This window comes from Candidatus Kurthia intestinigallinarum (assembly GCF_003991225.1).
Taxonomy (GTDB): domain Bacteria; phylum Bacillota; class Bacilli; order Bacillales_A; family Planococcaceae; genus Kurthia; species Kurthia populi.
In genome coordinates this window covers 127,119-148,571 of sequence record NZ_JTFC01000026.1, presented here as the reverse complement: position 1 = coordinate 148,571, position 21,453 = coordinate 127,119, and the positions used below count along the sequence as shown (strand labels likewise).

22 protein-coding genes and 1 other annotated feature are annotated in these 21,453 nt (G+C 40.8%); of the genes, 19 read left to right on the top strand and 3 right to left on the bottom strand.

Annotation, left to right across the window (positions count from 1 at the left end; translation table 11 throughout):
* Nucleotides 1–12: 12 nt before the first annotated feature.
* The 7 genes from QI30_RS06705 to QI30_RS06675 all read left to right on the top strand — a co-directional run bounded on the left by QI30_RS06705 (nt 13) and on the right by QI30_RS06675 (nt 4,445).
* Nucleotides 13–417, top strand: a complete 405-nt coding sequence (locus tag QI30_RS06705) for a hypothetical protein (protein ID WP_126990161.1) — start codon at nt 13–15, stop codon at nt 415–417.
* A gap of 40 nt (nt 418–457) precedes the next feature.
* Nucleotides 458–688: a hypothetical protein gene (locus tag QI30_RS06700; protein ID WP_126990160.1), complete on the top strand. Its 231-nt coding sequence runs from the start codon at nt 458–460 to the stop codon at nt 686–688.
* A gap of 13 nt (nt 689–701) precedes the next feature.
* A complete protein-coding gene (locus QI30_RS06695; RefSeq protein WP_126990159.1) occupies nt 702–1,712 on the top strand; it encodes a YdcF family protein in 1,011 nt (336 codons plus the stop codon).
* A gap of 91 nt (nt 1,713–1,803) precedes the next feature.
* A complete protein-coding gene (locus QI30_RS06690; RefSeq protein ID WP_126990158.1) occupies nt 1,804–2,634 on the top strand; it encodes a Cof-type HAD-IIB family hydrolase in 831 nt (276 codons plus the stop codon).
* Nucleotides 2,631–3,482, top strand: a complete 852-nt coding sequence (locus QI30_RS06685) for a hypothetical protein (RefSeq protein ID WP_126990157.1) — start codon at nt 2,631–2,633, stop codon at nt 3,480–3,482. The genes QI30_RS06690 and QI30_RS06685 overlap by 4 nt, the downstream gene beginning before the upstream one ends.
* The gene (locus QI30_RS06680) at nt 3,457–3,939 is read left to right on the top strand and encodes a GNAT family N-acetyltransferase (RefSeq protein WP_126990156.1); all 483 of its coding nucleotides are present in this window, start codon (nt 3,457–3,459) and stop codon (nt 3,937–3,939) included. The genes QI30_RS06685 and QI30_RS06680 overlap by 26 nt, the downstream gene beginning before the upstream one ends.
* A gap of 269 nt (nt 3,940–4,208) precedes the next feature.
* A complete protein-coding gene (locus QI30_RS06675) occupies nt 4,209–4,445 on the top strand; it encodes a DUF896 domain-containing protein (RefSeq protein ID WP_126990155.1) in 237 nt (78 codons plus the stop codon).
* Nucleotides 4,446–5,092: 647 nt separating this feature from the next.
* Here QI30_RS06675 and QI30_RS06670 read toward each other — a convergent pair.
* Nucleotides 5,093–5,884: an enoyl-CoA hydratase/isomerase family protein gene (locus tag QI30_RS06670; RefSeq protein ID WP_126990154.1), complete on the bottom strand. Its 792-nt coding sequence runs from the start codon at nt 5,882–5,884 to the stop codon at nt 5,093–5,095.
* Between the two features lie 194 nt (nt 5,885–6,078).
* Here QI30_RS06670 and QI30_RS06665 point away from each other — a divergent pair, with 194 nt between their 5' ends.
* Entirely contained in the window at nt 6,079–6,633 is a 555-nt protein-coding gene (locus QI30_RS06665; protein ID WP_126990153.1) for a hypothetical protein, read from the top strand.
* 14 nt (nt 6,634–6,647) lie between these two features.
* Nucleotides 6,648–7,295, top strand: coding sequence for a PAQR family membrane homeostasis protein TrhA (gene trhA, locus QI30_RS06660; protein ID WP_158620977.1), 648 nt, complete (start codon nt 6,648–6,650; stop codon nt 7,293–7,295).
* A gap of 50 nt (nt 7,296–7,345) precedes the next feature.
* Here the strand turns inward: trhA and QI30_RS06655 are convergent, their stop codons facing one another.
* Nucleotides 7,346–7,543 carry a hypothetical protein gene (locus tag QI30_RS06655; protein WP_126990151.1) on the bottom strand — a complete coding sequence of 66 codons (198 nt, stop codon included), beginning with the start codon at nt 7,541–7,543 and terminating at the stop codon, nt 7,346–7,348.
* A 422-nt stretch (nt 7,544–7,965) separates the two neighbouring features.
* Here QI30_RS06655 and QI30_RS06650 point away from each other — a divergent pair, with 422 nt between their 5' ends.
* The 6 genes from QI30_RS06650 to QI30_RS06625 all read left to right on the top strand — a co-directional run bounded on the left by QI30_RS06650 (nt 7,966) and on the right by QI30_RS06625 (nt 15,356).
* Nucleotides 7,966–8,742: an alpha/beta hydrolase gene (locus tag QI30_RS06650; protein WP_126990150.1), complete on the top strand. Its 777-nt coding sequence runs from the start codon at nt 7,966–7,968 to the stop codon at nt 8,740–8,742.
* Between the two features lie 133 nt (nt 8,743–8,875).
* On the top strand, nt 8,876–9,289 hold the full coding sequence (locus QI30_RS06645; protein WP_126990149.1) for a PaaI family thioesterase: 414 nt from the start codon (nt 8,876–8,878) through the stop codon (nt 9,287–9,289).
* 131 nt (nt 9,290–9,420) lie between these two features.
* Nucleotides 9,421–10,758 carry a sodium-dependent transporter gene (locus QI30_RS06640; RefSeq protein WP_126990148.1) on the top strand — a complete coding sequence of 446 codons (1,338 nt, stop codon included), beginning with the start codon at nt 9,421–9,423 and terminating at the stop codon, nt 10,756–10,758.
* A gap of 86 nt (nt 10,759–10,844) precedes the next feature.
* Entirely contained in the window at nt 10,845–12,011 is a 1,167-nt protein-coding gene (locus QI30_RS06635) for an exonuclease SbcCD subunit D (RefSeq protein ID WP_126990147.1), read from the top strand.
* Nucleotides 11,999–15,067: an AAA family ATPase gene (locus tag QI30_RS06630; RefSeq protein ID WP_126990146.1), complete on the top strand. Its 3,069-nt coding sequence runs from the start codon at nt 11,999–12,001 to the stop codon at nt 15,065–15,067. The genes QI30_RS06635 and QI30_RS06630 overlap by 13 nt, the downstream gene beginning before the upstream one ends.
* Nucleotides 15,068–15,161: 94 nt before the next feature.
* The gene (locus tag QI30_RS06625) at nt 15,162–15,356 is read left to right on the top strand and encodes a hypothetical protein (RefSeq protein ID WP_126990145.1); all 195 of its coding nucleotides are present in this window, start codon (nt 15,162–15,164) and stop codon (nt 15,354–15,356) included.
* A 225-nt stretch (nt 15,357–15,581) separates the two neighbouring features.
* Here QI30_RS06625 and proC read toward each other — a convergent pair whose 3' ends face one another.
* Nucleotides 15,582–16,388, bottom strand: coding sequence for a pyrroline-5-carboxylate reductase (proC, locus tag QI30_RS06620; protein WP_126990144.1), 807 nt, complete (start codon nt 16,386–16,388; stop codon nt 15,582–15,584).
* Between the two features lie 45 nt (nt 16,389–16,433).
* Nucleotides 16,434–16,643: a binding site (T-box leader), on the bottom strand.
* Nucleotides 16,644–16,771: 128 nt separating this feature from the next.
* On the opposite strand from proC, the gene QI30_RS06615 reads away from it, so the two are divergent.
* The 4 genes from QI30_RS06615 (at nt 16,772) to argH (ending at nt 21,324) form a co-directional block, all read left to right on the top strand.
* A complete protein-coding gene (locus QI30_RS06615) occupies nt 16,772–17,719 on the top strand; it encodes an MBL fold metallo-hydrolase (RefSeq protein ID WP_126990143.1) in 948 nt (315 codons plus the stop codon).
* A complete protein-coding gene (locus QI30_RS06610) occupies nt 17,706–18,452 on the top strand; it encodes an SDR family NAD(P)-dependent oxidoreductase (RefSeq protein WP_126990142.1) in 747 nt (248 codons plus the stop codon). The genes QI30_RS06615 and QI30_RS06610 overlap by 14 nt, the downstream gene beginning before the upstream one ends.
* Before the next feature lie 281 nt (nt 18,453–18,733).
* Entirely contained in the window at nt 18,734–19,948 is a 1,215-nt protein-coding gene (locus tag QI30_RS06605; RefSeq protein WP_126990141.1) for an argininosuccinate synthase, read from the top strand.
* Complete coding sequence (argH, locus tag QI30_RS06600; protein WP_126990140.1) at nt 19,948–21,324, top strand: argininosuccinate lyase; 1,377 nt, start codon at nt 19,948–19,950, stop codon at nt 21,322–21,324. The genes QI30_RS06605 and argH overlap by 1 nt, the downstream gene beginning before the upstream one ends.
* The last annotated feature ends 129 nt before the right edge of the window (nt 21,325–21,453 follow it).

Below are 21,453 nucleotides of genomic sequence, written 5' to 3'. Positions count from 1 at the left end.
TGGAGGTGTACTATGTCGTACATAAAAGAATTTATTATTTACATATTGGTGCTGGCAATTTTATTACGCGATAGCTTTAGTGAGTGGGCGATTTGGGAAAGCTTACCGACGAAACCATTTTATATCGTCGTTATCGTGTTATTGCTCGTATTATTTTACCCAACAAAGAAAGTATCGCTTATGCAAAACTTTTGGATGCAGCTGCGCGTGATTGTCCTTATTTTAGCAGCCATCGTTATTATGCCGCTGCTAGGTGGGCATTCAGCAATTGGTCTAGATGTGCGTCAGCCGATTTTCTTTATGATTATCGTGCTTAGCTTGTTTCAATTATCGATGCAGTACAAGCGTGCGAAGCAACAAGTAGCGCGTGAGAAAGAAATTGAAGAAGAACTAAAGAAACAGCATCAAGTAAAGTAGGCAGAGTCTTGGGACTTTGTCTTTTTTAGGAGGGAACCACATGCATGATGTAACGATTATTGATTTTGCATGGAATGGCACGACATTATTTATTGAATTTACAGGTTTTGATGGCGAGCGCAATGCACGCTTTAACGGCATGGTACGCGTTGTTGGCGACATACCATACGGCGATATTATTCATGAGCGACGCAGTGAATTATCCCCGTCATGCCGCGCGTTTGTCGTTGAAACATTGACGGCAAAAATTCAACAACATGCATTTGATTAAGGGGGGATGATTAATGTGGTGGGCAACAGCTATTTTACTAGCAATTTTTATCATCGTTTATTGGCTTGAACCACGCCGTTTTGTGAATGTGTATGTGTTTGGCATTGTCTTTGGATGGTGCTCACTGATTGGCCTTGTGTGGGTACTGCCAGATATTTTAAGTGAATCCCCGATTGTCGTGCAATTTTATTATGTATTGCTCTTTGCAATTATTCCACTATCTTTATTGGTCATTAGCTTTTTAACATTTTTCAATGGCAAAATTTTATTAGAAAAAGAAGGGCGTCGCCCACGCAATTTATTGTTTAGCTCGATCGGCGTTATTATTGTCGGGATGGTCATTTGGTTTTTATACAATTCTATTATTCGTGATTTAACGCCTACCGATGAAATCGTCTTTTTATATGTCGCTGGCTTAGTCGGATATGGGCTGTATTTATTTACGAGTACGACGTTGTATGCCATTTTGTATCATTATCGTCCGATTTTATATAAGCCGGATTTTATTATTGTATTGGGCTCAGGATTGATTGGTAAAAAAGTGCCGCCGCTACTAGCAAGTCGTATTAACCAAGCAGTAGAAGAATGGCGTAAAAATCCTTCGGCAACGATTATTATGTCGGGGGGACAAGGGGCAGATGAGCTTGTATCCGAAGCAGAAGCGATGCGTGATTATGCTTTGGCGCATCACGAGGATTTAGACGAAGGGAAAGTTCTTATTGAAAATAAATCCACGACAACGTATGAAAATTTCTTGTTTTCAAAACGTATGATGGATGATTTAAAGGACACATATCGTATTGTTTTCGTGACGAATAATTTCCATGTTTTTCGCGCAAGTTTATACGCACGTAAGCTCAAATTAGCCGGGCAAGGTGTTGGTTCTAAAACAGCTACCTACTATTTAGCGAATGCCTTTACGCGTGAATACATCGGCTTAGTTGTCATGACAAAGAAAATTCATATCGTATTCTTTATACTTTGGACATTGTGTATGGCCGTACTTTATCGAGCCTATTCCTAGTAAATAGAAACGGCAATCAGAGAAAGACGTGATTGTCGTTTTTTGATGTTATTTTTTTGATAGAATGAAAGACAGGAAAAGAGGGATTTACATGGAAGATGTTCAATTAGTCGCACTTGATATGGATGGCACAACGTTGTTACCTGATTTAACAATTGCACAACAAACAAAAGAAAAAATTTCAGCCTGTATCGCAAAAGGAACGGCGGTTACGATTTGTACAGGGCGTACACTTGCAGAATTAAAATGGGAATTAGAGGAGCTAGGCGATGTACCGTATGTCATTACCGGAAATGGTTCTGCGGCATGGTGTCTTCGCGATGGTACTAAGCTATACGAGGATACAGTAAGCTATGACGATGCCATGCATATTATGGAGATTTTACGTCCATATGATATGCGGATTGAGGTATATTATGATGGCAAAGTGTTTGTGAATCAGCATGTACTCGATCATATTGTGGCGTATGGCGCGACGGAGTTTCCGGAATTTATTTTAGAAACACGTACAGCGGTTGAGGATATTTATGCCTTTATGGAAAAGCTACAGCAACCGATTGATAAATTTAATTTATTTTTCAAATCAAGTACAGAGCGTCAAGCAGCTTGGGATGCATGTATTGCAGCAGGCTATAATGTCACAAGCTCGTTTTTGCAAAACATGGAAGTGAATTCGAAAACGGCGAATAAAGGCAATGCCTTAAAACATTTAGCACAATCATTACATATTCCGGCGCAGGCTGTCATGGCCGTTGGGGATCAATTGAATGATGTGTCGATGCTAACGTATGCTGGCGTGCCGGTCGCAATGGGAAATGCGGTGTCTGAGGTGAAGGAATTAGCGGTCTTTATTACAAAATCAAATGCTGATAATGGTGTGGCTTATGCACTTGAGCGTTACGTTTTAGGAGGACAGGCATGAACATTATTTCACTAAGCGGTGCGAGTGGTACGGGGAAAAGTACGGCCGCATTAGCGTATGCTTATAGTCATCGTATTGATGCTATTATTGATGATGGTCTGCTCATTATGAATGGCAAAAAACGTGCGGGTACGTCGGCTAAATTTGAAAAAAGTGCCCTAAAGGCTGTACGCCGTGCGATTATTTCAGATGATGCCCACCGCGATGAATTATGCGAGGCTATTGATGAGGAACATATCGAATCTTTAATGATTATTGGCACATCGGATAATATGACATCAAAAATTGCTGAGCGCTTACACCTAACGATTCAGCAACGAATTTATATAGAAGATATTAATTCGGAAGCGGAAATCAAGCTGGCGCGTTTTATGCGTAAAAATGAAGGCCAGCATACGATGCCGTTACCAATGCAACAAATTGAACAAAACTTTTTTAAACGTTTAATGCGTCGAGGTGCAGAAATCTTTTCACCGAAACGTGAAAAAATTGGGGAAACAACGATTGTGCATCCAGATTTCCACGACGACTTCACACAAATCTCAACAAAGGATATGATGGAAGCCTTTAAGGAGGCTATTGAGCAAAAGAAACGCTTAACGGTGAAAAAGATGCAATTTAAATTATTACCACTACCAGCGCTTGAAGTACAAGTTGTCTTGAAAATGTCGTCACAAATGGAACTAATGACGACACCGAATGCGATTGAAGAAGCACAAAAAACATTAATTGAATGCTTTAGTCAGCTATATGATTTACAGTTTGGAACATTAGCGATGAAAGTGGTCGACATTGAATTTGTAGAGGAAAGGGGAGCGTCAAATGATTCGAAAAGCAAACATAGATGATTTAGCGCGTATTATGGACATCGAACGTGCGGGATTTTCTGAAGCGGAAGCTGCAACAGAAGCAGCGATGAAGGAGCGTATTAAAAAAATCAGCGATACCTTTTTTGTGGTAGAGGAGCAGGGGGATGTGCGTGCCTTTGTCGTTGGCAATGTCATGACAAAGCGCTACATAACAGATGATCAATTTGAAACATTACAAGCCAATCAGCTAATCGGTGGGCACCAAAGTGTGTTAAGTATTGCGGTGGACCCTGCGTATCGTAGTAGAGGTTATGGATCCCAGCTACTGACGCATATCGAAGCGGTTGCGCGTGAGGCAGCGCGTGAAAGTGTATCGCTTACATGTTTAGCACGTTTAATTGGTTATTATGAAAAACAAGGCTACGTGAATGAAGGTGCTTCATCGTCAACACATGGTGGTGAGCAGTGGTTTAATTTAGTGAAGCCATTGTCATAATAAGTGAAAGAGGCTTTGACATATGTATAAAAACAACCGTTCATATGAGCATAAGAAAAACCGGAATCGCGCTGTAGTGCGGTTTCGGTTTTTCGTTGCGAACGCTAAAAAAGAAACATGACGTGTTTTGTCCCAGCCTCTTTTTTGTTGAAACAAAATACTTGTCTTTTAAACCCCTATGAGGTATATTTATATCAACATCAAGTATCTTGAGTTACAGATAAAATTCAAGTATGTTAGATGTTAGTTTAATTGGAAGAGGTGGCAACATGATTCAAATCTTACCACGTATTAATGAATTAGCAAAAAAACAAAAAGAAGGCATGTTAACAGCCGCAGAAAGCGCTGAACAAATCATCCTTCGTAAACAATATTTAGAACAATTTCGTGCACAAGCGCATGGCATTATTACGAATGTAAAAGTTATTGACCCAAACGGGGACGATGTAACACCACAACAAGTAATTGATGCGAAAAAAGCGCGTCTAGATAACAATAACGATTAAATTACGCAAGTGTGTGATACAAATAAACGGCTAAGACAATAAAATTGATCTAGCTGAAAAGAATAGCATAAGAAAAGAAGGCATTGCGCCCGGAACTGAGCCTCAAAAGTGAGACAAAGAAAAGGCCAATATTCTTCAATAGAATTTGACGGACGCTTTCCTGGGGCATGGCGGAAGCCGCCTCGCTCGCAAGCTCACTGCGGGGTCTTCCGCTCATGCTAAGGGCTCCCCTAGGAGTCGCCGTCAAATTCTTGTTTCACATCTTTTTTTGTAGTCAACTGGCGTTCCACTTTGCCAAAATGCGCGTATTATTATCGTAACTAGTTACGATAGAACGTTTCACACTTTATACTGGCGTTATCAGCGAGCGTACCTTTACTGGCCATGCTCATGATAACGCCTTTTTGTTTGACTGCTACTACTTATGCGTTGTCACTTCATCTAACCGCTCTTTAGATGATATTTCCCCGTCTTCGTACCACTGCATCTATTGGTAAATTTTAATCATCATGTCCTTCAACGCTATTTTTTACGACTCCAAATTAAGGACTTTTAATTTTGTTTCGTATAAATACGCGTGTTTTTGCCCACTAAAAAACACCTCCAAAGATTTATACTCCTTGAAAGTGTTCTTCTTTTTGGTGTAATTAAATGCGACGTTTAAACTGGGCAGGACGTTTTTCAACGAAGGCTTGCACGCCCTCGGTAAAATCCGAACCAACAAATGGTGTCGAGCCGTTCCATAAATTCGGTACAGAATCGATACATTCTTGTACCGATGTTTTAACAGCAAGTAGTGAGGCTGGTGACATTGATGCCACTAATTTTCCCATGCGAATCGCATAACGATCCAACTGATCATCACTCGCAACATAGTTCAGCATCCCAACGCGGTAAGCATCATCGGCTTTTAACATACGCCCTGTATACACAAGGTCCTTTGCCATACTTGGGCCAACAAGACTTACGAGACGCTGTGCGAATTGATTATTTAATGTAATGCCTAATTTACCGACAGGAATGCCAAGCTTCGCCTTATCAGAGCCAATGCGCAAGTCGCAAGCAAGTGCAAGTTCTAAGCCAGCACCCATGGCAGGGCCATTAATAACGGCAATCGTTGGGATTGGTAAACGCTCGATTGTTGAAATCGTACGTTCCATATCGACAAATGCCGCTTCCGCTTTTTCAAGGGAAATCGCATTAAATTCTTTAATATCTGAACCAGCAGTAAAGCTTTCGCCATAGCCACGAATAATTAATACTTTATTTTTTGGATTTTCTAATGTTTGCAGTGCAATACTGCGAAGCTGCTGCCACATATTTGCTGTTAATGCATTTTTAGCTTGTGGACGACGAATTGTAATAATCGCTAAACCAGCCGTCTCTTGGTAAATAATTTTGGCATCTTCTTTTTCTAAACGTGTTGTTGATACTTTCATATGTAAGTCCCCCTAGACGAATAATAATACTATTGTATAACAGTTTTCGCTGTTATAGTATTGAAAGCGATAAATTGACTGATAAATGGCATATTTGCGAAAATTAATGCACCGAAAGGTAGTCGAAATGCGAATTCAACGGTAAAATAAGAAGGAGTGTTAAAGAGTATGATATCGTAGTGGAGTTGAGGCATATGGTCGGTATAGTAATCGGAGTGATTGTCGTTGCAGTTGTTCTTTTTTTTGCCATGCAATCATCTTTGCCACTAAAAAAATCAGATGATATAAAAGAATCGTTTAAACAACTCGAAGGAAGGTTATGGAGAAGCTATGTGGATTTTTCCATTACAAAGCAAAATGAACTATATGCGCGTTATCTAGATGAAGAAAGCAGGGCGCGGGTAGTGGAAACAAATGAGCTACCGAATGAACTTGTTTTGGCAATTCGTGAATTTCATGAACAGTTAGGCAAAGAACTTATGGAAATGGAGATGTATTATGCGTCGATAGAAGAGCCAGCGAATCAGGAGCTAGTGCGTTATTTTATCACATATTTACAAGCACGTAATACATTTTTAAATAAGGAGTGGGGCTATACGCGCGCGTTATTAAAACAGCAAGAAGATGCTCTTTTAGCGACGCAACTGTATCGTCATGCACGAAACCAGCAAACCGCTGCATATGAGGTGTTTGCTGCGCACATTAATCAACGTGCAAAAAAATTAAAAGTAGAAAATCGATTTCAATAATAACAAAGGACGTGGTGACGACGTTTTTAGAACGAGTCAAAAAGAAAACCCGTGAACAGCAGGTAGCTGAAAAACTATGGAATGCTTATTCCCACGCGGTCGCACTTATCATTACGCTGCCGATGGCGTATTTTTTATTAAAACAAGCGAATACAAAAATAGAATGGATTAGCTATAGTATTTTTATGCTATCAATGATGCTATCATTTGCTACATCAACCATTTTTCATGCATCGTATTCAAAATGGCGCGAACTGTATCGTAAACTCGACCACTCCGCTATCTATATGCTAATTATCGGAACATATGCGCCGATGATGCTGATTGCAGTTGGCGGCACGCTAGGAATTGTCATCTTTAGCATCGTATGTGTGTTAGGCACGGCTGGGATTATCTTAAAATTATTTTATTATAAAAAGATTCAGCGTATTTCTATCCAGTTATACGTAGCACTTGGGTGGTTAATGATGCTTGCCATTATTCCGATTTTTCATCATATCGGCTGGCCAGGGATGTTTTGGCTTCTTCTGAGCGCGGCATTTTTCATGAGTGGTGTATATTTCTTCAAGGAAACAAAATTACTATTTAGTCATACGGTATGGCATGTGCTCGTATTATTTGGGAGTTTTGCGATGTATGTGTGCATTTATTTATATGTATAAGGAAAAAAGCCGAAATTGCGTCCTGCAATTTCGGCTTTTTCTATGAATGATTAATTATCAAATTCTTGTTCAAGCTGGTTTAAGCGTGCGCGGATTTCATCGATATTATGACGAACGTTTGCATCCGCCTGTTTTTTAAATTGCGCTTCATATAATTTATCTGATTTGGATAAAGCAATGGCCGTAATAGCACCTGTAGCAACGATGCCACCAATCGCGAATAATAGTTGTTTTTTTTCTTTTTGCATACGACAAGCCCCCTCCTCTAATCATAAACTCCCTCCTATAAAAACGCAAAAAGTCTTGTAGTAAATAGGAAAATACGTCGTAATTAGCGATAAAAAAACGCCGAATTAACATATTAGAAGGGTTTCATCTCAAAATGATATAGATAAATTTACAGAAAATATAGACAACGGAGAAAGATTGTGAAGAACTTCACGAACCCTTGATATGACGGGATTTTGCTTATGCTTGAAGGTATCATAATCATTACAAAAACGCATAAGTAATTTAAGGTTTATATAGTGTACATTATTGAAGAAAGGTGTTAGAGTGTATGTAGCTTCAAGTTGTGTACAAAATTTGTGCAACTTATTCATAAAAAAACTTATTTATAACTATAAACAATTGACATATTAAATGGATTAATATAAAGGAGACGTTTTACATGAAACTACTAGCACCTCAACCATTTACATTAGAAGGTGGCAAACGCGCCGTACTATTATTACATGGCTTTACTGGAAGTACAAAAGACGTGAAAAAACTTGGCCAATTTTTAAATAAACGCGGCTATACATGCCATGCACCAATGTATCGTGGTCACGGTGTCGATCCAGAGGAAATTTTAAACTATGGCGCTAAGTATTGGTGGGAAGATGTAACACGCGGTTACATGCACCTTAAAGACTTAGGCTATGATGAAATTGCTGTAGCAGGAATTTCTCTTGGTGGCGTATTTACATTGAAAGTCGGAGCAGAATTCCCGGTAAAGGGTGTTGTCGCAATGTGTGCTCCTATCAAACGTCGTTCAAAAGAAGGACTATTTGAACGTCTTTATAAATATGCGGAAGTTTACAAACGCTTAGAAGGTAAACCAGAAGCCCAAGTTCAAATGGAATTAGATGATTTAGAAATGATGGATCGTCATGCCTTAACGGAAGTACAAAAAATGATTGCTCATACAAGTGATGAAATTGAAGATATTCATACACCAACACTTGTATTACAAGGTAAATTAGATGATGACTTATACCAACAAAGTGCACCATTTATTTACGATACCGTTGAAACAGATGACAAAGAATTAATCTGGTACCAAAATTCAGGTCACATTATTACACTAGGAAAAGAGCGCGAAAAAGTATTCCAAGATACGGTTGAATTCCTTGATACATTGGACTGGAGCGTACCTGTAGCACAAAAACAAGTAGCAGCACTATAATAATAACGATGAAACACGTTCCAATTGGAGCGTGTTTTTTTATATGAAAACTATGAATGATTATTCATTTTGCGTGCAAATACGTCTTTTCGAGCATATAATGATGTTAAAAGAGTAAAAAGGAGGATTTTTGATGGCGACAATTCAAGATGTAATAGATGGGAAGATTGATATTCCAGAAAGCGAGCGTTTACTGGGGGTAAAGGTGATTGGTGGGGATATGGCAACGAATGAAGTCGTCTGTGAATGGACGATTGAGGAACAACATTTAAACCGAGCAGGTATTGCGCTTGGAGGATTTACGGCTGCGGTTGCGGATGTCGCAATTGGCTATGCGGGAGCGCTTGTAATGGAAGAAGGTTATACGTTTACGAGTGTGAATTTAGTGACGACCTTCCATCGTCCGATTCATTTAGGTACCGCTATTTTTACGGCTCGTTTAAAACGTCGTGGGCGCACGATGCTTTACGGCGAAGTCGAAATTACACAGGAGGGCAAGCTCGTTGGCGATGTGGTCACAAGCCTAATGACATTCCCGGTACGTTAAAATTCTTAAAATCCCTGTTTTTTAGTGTCCTTAATGTTAGAATAGGATTGTTCATCTGGCTAGTGGGAGAGCCTGCTAGAGTAAGGTGAACCCGGATTATTCCGGCTAGAGCAGAGTTTGGAGGAGTTTTTATGCAACAAAAAGGTCAATGGTCAACAAAACTTGGCTTTATTCTGGCATCAGCAGGTGCCGCGATTGGTCTCGGAGCGATTTGGAAGCTACCATATGTGACCGGTGAAAATGGTGGTGGCGCATTTTTCTTATTATTTGTGCTGTTCACATTACTAATTGGCTTACCGATGCTAATTTCAGAATTTATTATTGGACGCAGCACGCAAAAAGAAGCAATTTCTGCGTATAAAAAATTAGCCCCAAAATCATTATGGACATGGATTGGGAAATTCGGCGTTATCGGCTGTTTCCTATTATTATCGTTTTATAGTGTAGTAGGTGGATGGATTTTAATTTACACTGTGAAGGCATTAGCTGGCAAAGCCATCGTACCAGGTGTTTCAGCAGGTGACATGTTTAATCAAACGGTCGGAAGTCCTAGTATTACAATTTTAGGTGTCGCATTATTTACATTATTAAATGTCATTGTGGTCGCATTAGGCGTGCAAAATGGTATTGAAAAATCAAATAAATTTATGATGCCATTATTATTTTTATTCTTTATCATTTTAGTTATTCGCTCATTAACATTAGACGGGGCGATGGAAGGGGTACAATTCTTCCTGCAACCCGACTTTTCAAAAATTACCGGTGAAGGTGTGTTGTATGCGCTTGGGCAATCGTTCTTTGCGCTCGCAGTCGGCTTCTCTTGTATGGTGACGTATAGCTCCTACTTGAAAAAGGATGAAAGTTTACCATATTCAGCAGGTTCTGTCGTTTTAATGAACATCTTTGTCTCATTATTAGCAGGTCTTGCCATCTTCCCAGCCGTTTTCGCAACAGGACTTGAACCAACAGGAGGACCGGGGTTATTATTCGTCGTCCTCGCAACTGTTTTTGGTCACTTACCATTTGGTGAAGTGTTCTTTGCAATCTTTCTCTTGCTGTTCTTATTTGCAACGTTGACATCATCATTTAGCTTATACGAAATTATCGTTGCTGCATTTGAGGCAAAATTCCCAAATGCACGCCGCATGATTACGATTTTACTAGGTGTTATTGTGTTAGTCGCTGCGATTCCGGCCGCATTATCAACGTCTACATTAAGCGATGTGACAATTTTCGGTAAAACGGTATTTGATGCAACCGATTATTTAGTGAGTAATGTTATGCTACCACTTGGCAATTTATTAATTGCGATTTTCATCGTCCATAAAGTGGATAAAAACTTAGTCGAGCAAGAATTTTTCAGCGGTAGCCGTATTTCAACAGGTTATTACCGCGTATGGCGCTTTTTAATGACCTTCATTGTGCCGGTCATTATCGCCATCGTGCTAATGTATACCGCTAATCAATAATTCGAAAAGATAGTGCCGTTCATGGTGCTATCTTTTTTTTGTTGCTATAATATGAATCAGAACAAACATTCGAGGAGGATGGACGCATGAAAATTTTACATACCGCCGATTGGCATTTAGGAAAACTTGTGCAATCGGTCTATATGACGGCAGATCAGCGTCATATTTTAAATCAATTTATCGAGCATGTGGATATAGAAAAGCCAGATGCCATTATTATCGCGGGCGATTTATACGACCGCTCTATTCCACCAACAGAGGCCATTCAACTCTTAGATGATACGCTACAAAAAATCGTCGTCGAGCGCGGTATTCCAGTACTTGCGATTGCAGGGAATCATGATAGTGCGAGTCGCATTGATTTTGCGACGTCACTAATGACACAAAGTGGCTTATACATGGTCGGGAAGTGGACCCCAGACAGTGAGCCAGTGTGCTTGCAAGATGACGAAGGCGAAGTGTATTTCTGGTTAATTCCGTTTATGGACCCATCCGAAGTACGTTATGTCCTGAATGACGATAGCATTCGCACACACCAGCAGGCGATGGAGGCGATTATGGCATCGATTACCCCAAAAATGAAGGCAGATGCACGCCATGTTTTTGTTGGCCATGCCTTTGTAACAAAGGGTGGTGTAGAGGAAGAGAAGGATAGTGAAGGCGAACGTCCATTAGCAATTGGTGGCTCTGAGTGCATTGATGCCGCGCTTTTTGACGCCTTTGATTATGCAGCATTTGGTCATTTACATGGCGCCCATTTCGTTGGCAAGGAAACGATTCGCTATGCGGGGTCACCGCTGAAGTACTCGATTTCTGAGGAACATCATAAAAAAGGCTATTTAGTCGTAGAGCTGTCAACAGAGCAAGCAACGATTACGAAAAAAGAGCTACAGCCCCTACGTGATATGCGCCGCATTAAAGCGTATATGGCCGATATTTTAGCGAGCGAGCCGAGCGATGATTATGTTTTCGTGACGCTATTAGATGAGCAACCGATTTTATCACCGATGGAAAAAATTCGTGGCATTTATAAAAATGCGATGCATGTCGAGCGTCAAACAATCGTTCATGTAAACGACAAGCAGCAGACGACATCACGCCGTCAAATGGATGATGTCGCTTTGTTTAAAGCATTTTATGCCGAAATGCTCCCGGGGGATATACCGGATGATACGTTATCATTATTTAATGAGCTCTTAGCCGAGCAACTACAAAATGAACGTGAAGGGGGCAATTACGAATGCAACCGTTAGAACTAAAAATGACCGCTTTTGGTCCGTATAAGGACTGTGAAACGATTGATTTTCGTGCGCTAGGTGACCGTAAATTATTCGTTATTTCTGGGACGACAGGTGCTGGGAAGACGACCATTTTTGATGGCATTTTTTATGCGCTTTACGGTGCAGCTAGTGGTGAGGACCGCAGTGAAGTGAAAGGCTTACGTAGTCATTTTGCTGACGATAAAGTAGCGACTTCTGTTGAGCTATTATTTGCGATGAAGGGCCATACATACCGCGTTTATCGTCAGCTACCGTATAAAAAAGCTGGCAATAAATCGGAAACACCTGGGAAAGTTGAGCTTTATGAGGTAACGGATCAAGGCGATGTGCCACTCGTTGACCAGCAAAAGGCCACGGAAGTAAGTGATAAAATTCGTGAGCTGCTTGGCTTAACGAAAGAGCAATTTAAACAAATTGTCATGCTGCCGCAAGGAGAATTCCAAAAGCTTTTAACATCAACAACAGCAAATAAAGAAGAAATATTACGTAAAATCTTTAAAACGATGAAATATGACGATATGGTGCATCGCTTAAAAGACAAACGCAATGATGCGCAGCAAGCATTAGATAAAGCGCAGGCACTTCAGCAACATACAGTACGTACCATTCACCAAGCGTTGCCACTGCGCGAAGCGAGCTCACTTGAACAGCTATTAGCACAAGAACATTTTACAACAGCGCGCTTAGTGCAAGCATTAGCGGAAGAACAGCAGCATTATGAAGCGCTATTACCGGGGCAGCAACAAGCATATGAAGAGGCCATGGATAAACAAAATGTCCTACAGGAAATGCGTGCAAAAGCTCGTCAATTCAACGAAGAGTTAACAACGTATCAGAATCTAAAAACAGAATTAACGAAGTTGAACGAGCAACAGCCCGCAATCGACACAATGCAAAAACAATATGACTTTGCGGAGAAGGCACAGCAGCTTGCGCCCTATGATGAGCAGTTCCATACATTAAATCAGCATAAGAAGAAATTAGAAAATCGGTTGCCAGCATTACAAGAGAAGCTTGTAGATGCAATCAAGAAGCAGGAAGAAATATCGCTGCAATGGCAACAGGTAACCGAGGATAAAAAACAACTACCGGTACTCGAGCAACAGCTACGAACATGGCAGCCACTTATCGCAATGTATGAACGTGTCGATGATTCAAAGGCACGTCAACAAACGTTACAACAACAGCTTCAAAGACACCAACAACAAGTGCAAAAAAACCATCATGAGCAGCAACAGGTCATGGCAACATTTGAAACGCAAAAAGCACAGTATACACAGGCGATGGAAGCCGTTCATGCCTTGCCGATGTTACAACAACAGCTGTTTGATGAGGAAAAAAAGGTCAACGCCTATACACAATTCACGCAGCGAAAAACACAGCTTCAAACACTTGCAAAAGCGCTACAAGAAGCAAAAAAGGAACAGCAGCAAGCACAAACCGCCTATGAAACGATGCATCAAATATCACTGCGTAATCAAGCGTATACATTAGCACAGCAACTAGTAGAAGGGGAAGCGTGTCCAGTATGTGGCTCAGCCGATCATCCCGCTCATGCACAGCTGAGTGACGCTGTAGATGAGCAAGTACTCGAACAGCAACGCGTGCAGTATGAAGCAACGCAACGTATGTACTATCGTGCGGAAAGTGCATGGCAGTCTGCACAGCTACAACTAAATGAGGCCACAGCAGCATGTGATGCACTGGCAATCGATACAACACGTACGTATACAACAACACGTTATGAGCACATAAAGGCACAGGTTGCACAGTTAATGCAGGCACAAACGAAAGCAGAACAGCAACAGCACACGCTCCAACAGCTCGAGCAGCAATTAAAGCAATTTGAACAGCAACAGCAAACGCTTCAGCAGCAGTTGATTGTAACAGAGCAACAACTTCAGACCAATACCGTCTTATTAGAAGAGCAACAGCAGCAACTGCCGGAGCAATACGGTACGAAAGCGGAATTACAACAGTATTTAACGGCTGTTGAACATCAAAAAATACAGCTTGAGCAGCGAGTAGAAGCGGTACGTCAGCAGCTTGAACAGGCGACCCAAACGCTGCAACTAACAAAAAATGACCATGTGCATTTAACGACGCAAATCGATGAAGCTGTGCATAATCTTCAAGAAGCACAGGAGCATTTTAAAGAGCGTGTTCTTGAACATTTTGACAACGGGCAGCACTATACGGAGATGAAGCATTTTATTCCGCAAATGCCATCGATGCGCACGAAGCTTGAGCAATTTGCACAGCAACTGTATGCAACAACACAGGCGTGTGAAAAACGCCAGCATTTAGAGGGCAAGGAGCCGCATGATATGGCGACGATAGAGGCACAGCTACAGCAGGCACGTCAGCAAGGAGAACAATTGTTCACGAACTGGCAGCAAACGAAAAGCTATGTGAAAAATACACAGGCACTTATGCAGCAACTCGATGAAAATCGTGCGCAAATAGAGGCGCTTGAACAACGTGCCACACATATTATTGCGCTGTATGACCTACTGCGAGGCAATAATGAGCAGCGCATTTCTTTTGAACGTTATTTACAAATCGAATATTTAGAGCAAATTATCGAAGCGGCGAATGAACGCTTGCAGCCCTTATCAAATGGCCAATTTTTATTACAGCGTAGTGAGCGCTTAGAATCTCATGGCAAGCAAAGTGGGCTTGGCTTAGACATTTACGATGCTTACACGGGTCAAACACGTGATGTGAAAACGATGTCGGGCGGCGAAAAATTCAATGCGGCGCTTTGCTTAGCACTTGGTATTAGTGATATTATTCAAAGCTACCGCGGCCAAGTCGAAATTGATACGATGTTTATTGATGAAGGCTTTGGGACATTAGATGAAGAGGCACTAGCTAAGGCGATTGATACGCTTGTTGAGTTACAAAAATCCGGTCGTATGATTGGCGTTATTTCACATGTTGCGGGCTTAAAAGAGGCGATACCGGCAGTCCTTGAAGTGAAAAAATTACGTGAGGGCTACAGTCATACGAAGTTCCATATCGATTAGGTGTGTTCTTGACTTGCGAATTTGAAATGCGTATCATAAATAGCAGTGTTAAATAAAAAACGATATACGAGTCGTTTTGAGGAGTAAAAATGATATGGAAAAATATATACTAGCACTTGCTACGAGTGCTATGCTGTTTATTGTATTTGCAAGTAATCCAGCATTAGCAGCGACGACTACAGCAATTGAACAAACGAACTATGACAAAATTTATTTTGGATTAATGATCTTTTTTCTGATTTTGGCATTGTTTACATTCCGTATGAAAACAATTAAAAAGAAAAAATAAAGCGTCTTGTTGACGTCGAACATATAAAGTACTCAGGCACATTCAGCGTATGAAAGACGGTGAATGTGCTTTTTTTAATAAAAAAGAGGCTTTGACATACGTGTAACAACCGCTCCTATGAGCATAAGAAAACCGGAACCGCGCCATAGCACAGTTCCGGTTTTTCATTGCGAACGCTAAAAAAGAAAAATGACGTGTTTTGTCTCAGTTTCTTTATATAGTCTATTAACTATTTGCTAGTTCACGTGATTTTGCTTCCGCATCAGCAATACATGTCGTGAAGGCTTCTTTCACATTGAATTTTTCAAGTGCTTTGACGCCCGCTTCGGTTGTACCGCCTGGGCTCGTAATTTTTTTACGCAGTAATTGAGGCTCCTCATCAACACGCTTTAACATTTCTGACGCACCAGCCATCGTTTCAACGACAAGCTGTTTCACCGTTTGTTCATCTAAGCCATACGTTAAGCCGGCTTCCTTCATCGCTTCAACGACATAGTAAAAATAAGCTGGACCACTACCTGAGATAGCAGTCACCGCATGAAGCTGATCTTCTTCTACTTCAATGACGGTGCCAATCGATTGGAGTAGCGTCGTAATCGCTTGTTTTGTTCCATCATTAACGGCCGCATTGTACGCAACACCTGTCGTGCTTAATGCGATTTGTGCCGATGTATTCGGCATAATACGCGCTAATGGACGTGCACCTAAAATGGCTTCAATCGATGCCATCGCATAACCCGCCACGATTGATAGTACAGGCGTCTGTGCTGGAATATGTGCCGCGATTTTTTCAAGTGCCGCTTTGACATCTTTTGGTTTCATCGCAAGAACGACTAAATCGGCCTGCTGTAAGGCGTCAGCTAATTCGTACGTTGCTGAAATACCGTATGCCTCATGTAATTGAGTTAATTTCGCTTCGTTTGATTTATTCGTAACGAAAATATGCGCTGCATCGATCACTTGTTGTGCTGTTAAGCCATGGATAATTGCCTCTGCCATGGACCCTGCACCGATAAATAAAATATTTTTCATATTGTCTCCTCCTTCATTTTAAGCAAAAAGAAAAACATACTCATCCGAAAGGACGAATATGTTGTATTCGCGGTACCACCTTGATTCGCTAGTTGAACTAGCGCACCTCATTCCTTGTTATCGCTAAGGAAACGGCTATGTTTGCATAGCGGCTCAAAAGTAGGTTCCACTACGACTTCACGCATCGATTGCAGCAAGCACGATGCTCTCTTTAGAGAAGTGATGTAATGTACTAGTCTTTGTCTTGGCCTTAATGTATATGTGATGATTATAAGCATAATGATAAATAGAAGTCAATGGTTGAATTTGGAATAATCAGAAAATGACGTCCCTTTAAAAAACGGGTATGATAAGAATGTAGTGACATAAGGGGGACTTGGATTATGGAAGAAATTATTCGCATTGAAACACCGACACCATTTGGGGTAGGGACAGCAAATTCATTTTTAATAAAAGGGGATACATTATCCATCATCGATGTTGGGACAAAATTTCCGCCGGCCTATGAGGCACTAGAGGCAGGCCTGAAAGCGCAAAATTATCGCTTTGAAGATATTGAACAGGTCATTTTAACGCATCATCATCCAGACCATATTGGCTGGACAGATGCATTTGCGAAGGCGGATGTGATTGGTCATGCCTATAATGATTACTGGCTACGCCGCGATAAAGCATTTTTTAATTATCAGCGCCTATTTTATAAAGAACAACTAGCTGAAGAGGGCGTACCACAATTGTATGATCGCTGGGTTGATAAGATGATTCGTGAGGTCGATTATATGGGGACGACACCACTTTCTACTATAATAAAAGACGGGGATACATTACCAGGGCATCCAAATCTCGTGGCAGTTGAAACGCTTGGGCATGCGCAAAGTCATTTCATGTTTGTCGATGAAAACGCGCGCTATGCTTTTGGTGGCGATTTATTAATTGACTTTATCGCCTCAAATCCACTCGTTGAAGTACCAATGGGCATGACCGGACCACGCCCGAAATCACAGCTACAATACAATGACTCATTAAAAAAATTAGCGTCCTATGATTTTGAGCGTGTCTATTCAGGGCATGGCAATGTAATTACGAATGCCACCGAGCTTGTAGCAACACGACTAGAAAAACAGCATCAGCGTGCCATGCGTGCCTATGCTTTAATTGATGCTCCGTTATCTGTTTTTGAGATTACAAAACGCTTTTATCCAACAAAAATGCAGGCAGAGCTCGGCTTAACATTGTCGTCGACATTAGGACAGCTTGATTATTTGGAGGATCAAGGTCTTGTAGTACGAACACTAGACGAGGAGGGAGTAGCGCGCTATGAGCAAGTATAAAACGGTATTAGTGACCGGTGCGACCTCAGGCGTTGGCTTTGAATTAGCGATACAGCTACATGCGCAGGGGCATCGCGTGATTGCGACTGGGCGTAATGAGGTCAAGCTACAGCAATTAAAAAAGCAGCGACTCGAGACGATTGCGGCAGATTTAACGAATCGAGCGTCCCTGCAGCAACTCGTTGATCAACTCCCAAACATTGATGTGGCGATTATTAATGCTGGCATTGGTACTTTTGAGTATGCTGCAGCGTTAGAAGATGCGGCCATTCATGAAATGATTCAATTAAATGTCGCGACACCGGCGATTCTTGTGCGCGAATTATTACCGCATATGACGCGAGGAGGCCAATTTATTTTTATGGGCTCGCAAGCAGGGAAGGTCGCGACGCCGAAAGCGAGTATGTATGCAGCGACAAAACATGCATTGATCGGTTATACGAATGCGCTTCGCATGGAGCTGGCAGCACAAAAAATTGCAGTATCAGTTATCTATCCGGGACCGATTGATACACCATTTTTAGACCATGCAGATGCAACAAACGCATATCGAAAAGTGATGAAAAATGTATTATTAGCGCCAGAAGCGGTTGCGAAGGCGACAATTCATACAATAAAAACACGAAAACGTGAAGTGAATTTACCATGGTATATGGGGATCTCAAGCAAATTATACGCGTTATCACCAAGGCTTGTTGAAAAAATCGGCAAACCACTATTTAATAGGAAATGATTAAAAGTGATTTTTTATGCATTAAAATTGTATAAAAAATCACTTTTATGCATTTTATCTGTATAAAAATAAAAATACTAAAAAGAAATGAACAAAAATTCTCGCTTAAATCATTGATTTACTTACTATTTGAGAACTTTTTACATAAAATGATGTTTTTCGAAAAAATTTATAAAAATACACTTGCGCTTATAAAAATAGCATGCTATTATTAGTGCATAAATATTAAAAACAAACGCATAAACATACAAATAAACATTACAGCTTTGGAGGAATACATTATGACAAACACAAACAAAAAAGTAGTACTTGCCTATTCAGGCGGTTTAGATACATCTGTAGCCATCACATGGTTACAAGAACAAGGATACGAAGTAGTTGCTTGTTGCTTAGACGTTGGTGAAGGGAAAGATCTTGCACACGTAAAAGAGAAAGCATTAAAAGTTGGCGCTGTTGAATCATTCGTAATCGACGCAAAAGACGAATTCGCAGATGATTTCGCATTAATGTCTCTACAAGGTCACACATGGTATGAACAAAAGTATCCACTAGTATCGGCACTATCTCGTCCGTTAATCGCTAAAAAACTAGTTGAAATCGCTGAACAAACTGGTGCTACTGCTGTTGCACATGGTTGCACAGGTAAAGGGAATGACCAAGTTCGTTTCGAAGTTGCTTTCAACGCATTAAACCCAGATTTAGAAGTATTAGCACCTGTTCGTGAATGGGGCTGGAGCCGTGAAGAAGAAATCGAATATGCGAAAGAACGTAATATTCCGATTCCAATCAACTTAGACTCTCCATTCTCAATCGACCAAAACTTATGGGGCCGTGCAAACGAATGTGGTATTTTAGAAGATCCTTGGGCAAAACCACCGAAAGATGCGTACGACTTAACAGTTGAAATCGAAGATGCGCCAGACGAAGCAGATGTTATCGAAATCGAATTCGTAGCTGGTGTACCAACAAAATTAGATGGCGTTGAGTACAAACTATCTGACATGATCTTAAAATTAAATGAACTTGCTGGTAAACATGGTGTGGGCCGTATCGACCACATTGAAAACCGTCTTGTAGGGATTAAATCTCGTGAAGTATACGAAATTCCAGGTGCACACACATTATTAATCGCACACAAAGAATTAGAAGATTTAACATTAGTAAAAGAATTAGCTCACTTCAAACCAGTTGTTGAAAAACAATTAACAGAGCTTATTTATAACGGCTTATGGTTCTCTCCATTACGTGAATCAATCCAAGCATTCATCAAAAACACACAACAATATGTAAACGGTACGGTACGTGTACGCCTATTCAAAGGTCATGCAATCGTTGAAGGACGTAAATCTCCAAACTCTTTATATGATGAAAAATTAGCAACATATACAAAAGATGATGAGTTCAACCACAACTCAGCTGTAGGTTTCATTGAATTATGGGGCCTTCCAACGAAAGTAAATGCTATCGTGAACGGTAAAAAAGTAGGTACAAACTAATGAGCGGAAAAGCATGGGGCGGTCGCTTCCAAAAATCTGCCGAAGCTTGGGTAGATGAATTTGGCGCTTCAATTGGCTTTGATCAGCAACTCGTTACAGAAGATATTGAGGGCAGTATTGCGCACGTAACGATGCTTGGTGAATGTGGTATTTTAAAAGCCGATGAAGTAGAGGCAATCAAAGGCGGCCTAGAACAATTAAAAATTAAAGCAGACAATAACGAATTAGAGTTTCAAGTGGAAAATGAAGATATCCACTTAAACCTTGAAAAAATGTTAACCGATTTAGTAGGACCTGTTGGCGGTAAACTACACACAGGACGTAGCCGTAATGACCAAGTCGCAACGGATATGCACTTATTCCTTAAAAAACGTGTTGTTGAAGTCATTGCATTAATCGAAAGCTTACAAGATGCAATTATCGCGCAAGCAGAAGATAATGTGGAAACATTAGCGCCTGGCTATACACATTTACAACGTGCGCAGCCTATTTCGTTCGCACATCACTTAATGACCTACTTCTGGATGTTAGAGCGTGACAAACAACGCTTTACAGAATCTGTGAAACGTATCGACATCTCACCACTTGGTGCAGGGGCATTAGCAGGGACAACTTTCCCAATTGACCGTGAATTAAGTGCGAAATTATTAGGCTTCTCAACGGTATATCAAAACTCAATTGACGCGGTAAGCGATCGTGATTTCATCGTTGAATTCCTATCAAATGGCGCGTTAATGATGGCGCATTTATCACGCTTTGCAGAAGAAATCATTCTTTGGTCAACAGATGAATTCAAATTTATCGACTTAGATGATTCCTTCTCAACCGGCTCAAGCATTATGCCACAGAAGAAAAACCCGGATATGGCGGAATTAATTCGTGGTAAAGCAGGTCGTACGTACGGCAATCTAATGGGCTTACTAACAGTTTTAAAAGGCATTCCACTAGCGTACAACAAAGATATGCAAGAAGATAAAGAAGGCATGTTCGACACATTACACACAATTGTCGGCGCGCTAAAAATCTTCGAAGGTATGGTTCGTACGATGACTGTCAACAAAAACGTGCTACATACAGCCGTTCACAATGACTTCTCAAATGCGACAGAACTTGCAGATTATTTAGCTGCAAAAGGCATGCCATTCCGTGAAGCACATGAAGTGACAGGGAAACTTGTTTTCACATGTATTAAACGCGGCATCTACTTATTAGATTTAACACTTGCGGATATGAAAGAAGGCAGTGACTTAATCGAAGAAGATGTCTACGAAGTATTAGCACCAGAAGCTGCGGTAAAACGTCGTCATTCTCTTGGTGGCACAGGCTTTGATCAAGTGAAAATTCAATTAGATAAAGCAAAAGCATTACGCAAGTAGTGAACATTGGAGAACGTATCACAGAGGGGATGCCAATCCGATAAACGGAACATACATATGCTCCGAAAAAGCGAACATCCAGAGGGGTGTTCGCTTTTTTTATGGTATTTTTTTTGTCTTTCACGTAAC

Excerpts from the sequence above, each read along its gene's own strand:
- QI30_RS06705 (WP_126990161.1), top strand. The coding sequence starts at position 13 with ATGTCGTACATAAAAGAATTTATTATTTACATATTGGTGCTGGCAATT.
- QI30_RS06700 (WP_126990160.1), top strand. The coding sequence starts at position 458 with ATGCATGATGTAACGATTATTGATTTTGCATGGAATGGCACGACATTA.
- QI30_RS06695 (WP_126990159.1), top strand. The coding sequence starts at position 702 with ATGTGGTGGGCAACAGCTATTTTACTAGCAATTTTTATCATCGTTTAT.
- QI30_RS06690 (WP_126990158.1), top strand. The coding sequence starts at position 1,804 with ATGGAAGATGTTCAATTAGTCGCACTTGATATGGATGGCACAACGTTG.
- QI30_RS06685 (WP_126990157.1), top strand. The coding sequence starts at position 2,631 with ATGAACATTATTTCACTAAGCGGTGCGAGTGGTACGGGGAAAAGTACG.
- QI30_RS06680 (WP_126990156.1), top strand. The coding sequence starts at position 3,457 with ATGATTCGAAAAGCAAACATAGATGATTTAGCGCGTATTATGGACATC.
- QI30_RS06675 (WP_126990155.1), top strand. The coding sequence starts at position 4,209 with ATGATTCAAATCTTACCACGTATTAATGAATTAGCAAAAAAACAAAAA.
- QI30_RS06670 (WP_126990154.1), bottom strand. The coding sequence starts at position 5,884 with ATGAAAGTATCAACAACACGTTTAGAAAAAGAAGATGCCAAAATTATT.
- QI30_RS06665 (WP_126990153.1), top strand. The coding sequence starts at position 6,079 with ATGGTCGGTATAGTAATCGGAGTGATTGTCGTTGCAGTTGTTCTTTTT.
- QI30_RS06655 (WP_126990151.1), bottom strand. The coding sequence starts at position 7,543 with ATGCAAAAAGAAAAAAAACAACTATTATTCGCGATTGGTGGCATCGTT.
- QI30_RS06650 (WP_126990150.1), top strand. The coding sequence starts at position 7,966 with ATGAAACTACTAGCACCTCAACCATTTACATTAGAAGGTGGCAAACGC.
- QI30_RS06645 (WP_126990149.1), top strand. The coding sequence starts at position 8,876 with ATGGCGACAATTCAAGATGTAATAGATGGGAAGATTGATATTCCAGAA.
- QI30_RS06640 (WP_126990148.1), top strand. The coding sequence starts at position 9,421 with ATGCAACAAAAAGGTCAATGGTCAACAAAACTTGGCTTTATTCTGGCA.
- QI30_RS06635 (WP_126990147.1), top strand. The coding sequence starts at position 10,845 with ATGAAAATTTTACATACCGCCGATTGGCATTTAGGAAAACTTGTGCAA.
- QI30_RS06630 (WP_126990146.1), top strand. The coding sequence starts at position 11,999 with ATGCAACCGTTAGAACTAAAAATGACCGCTTTTGGTCCGTATAAGGAC.
- QI30_RS06625 (WP_126990145.1), top strand. The coding sequence starts at position 15,162 with ATGGAAAAATATATACTAGCACTTGCTACGAGTGCTATGCTGTTTATT.
- proC (WP_126990144.1), bottom strand. The coding sequence starts at position 16,388 with ATGAAAAATATTTTATTTATCGGTGCAGGGTCCATGGCAGAGGCAATT.
- QI30_RS06615 (WP_126990143.1), top strand. The coding sequence starts at position 16,772 with ATGGAAGAAATTATTCGCATTGAAACACCGACACCATTTGGGGTAGGG.
- QI30_RS06610 (WP_126990142.1), top strand. The coding sequence starts at position 17,706 with ATGAGCAAGTATAAAACGGTATTAGTGACCGGTGCGACCTCAGGCGTT.
- QI30_RS06605 (WP_126990141.1), top strand. The coding sequence starts at position 18,734 with ATGACAAACACAAACAAAAAAGTAGTACTTGCCTATTCAGGCGGTTTA.
- argH (WP_126990140.1), top strand. The coding sequence starts at position 19,948 with ATGAGCGGAAAAGCATGGGGCGGTCGCTTCCAAAAATCTGCCGAAGCT.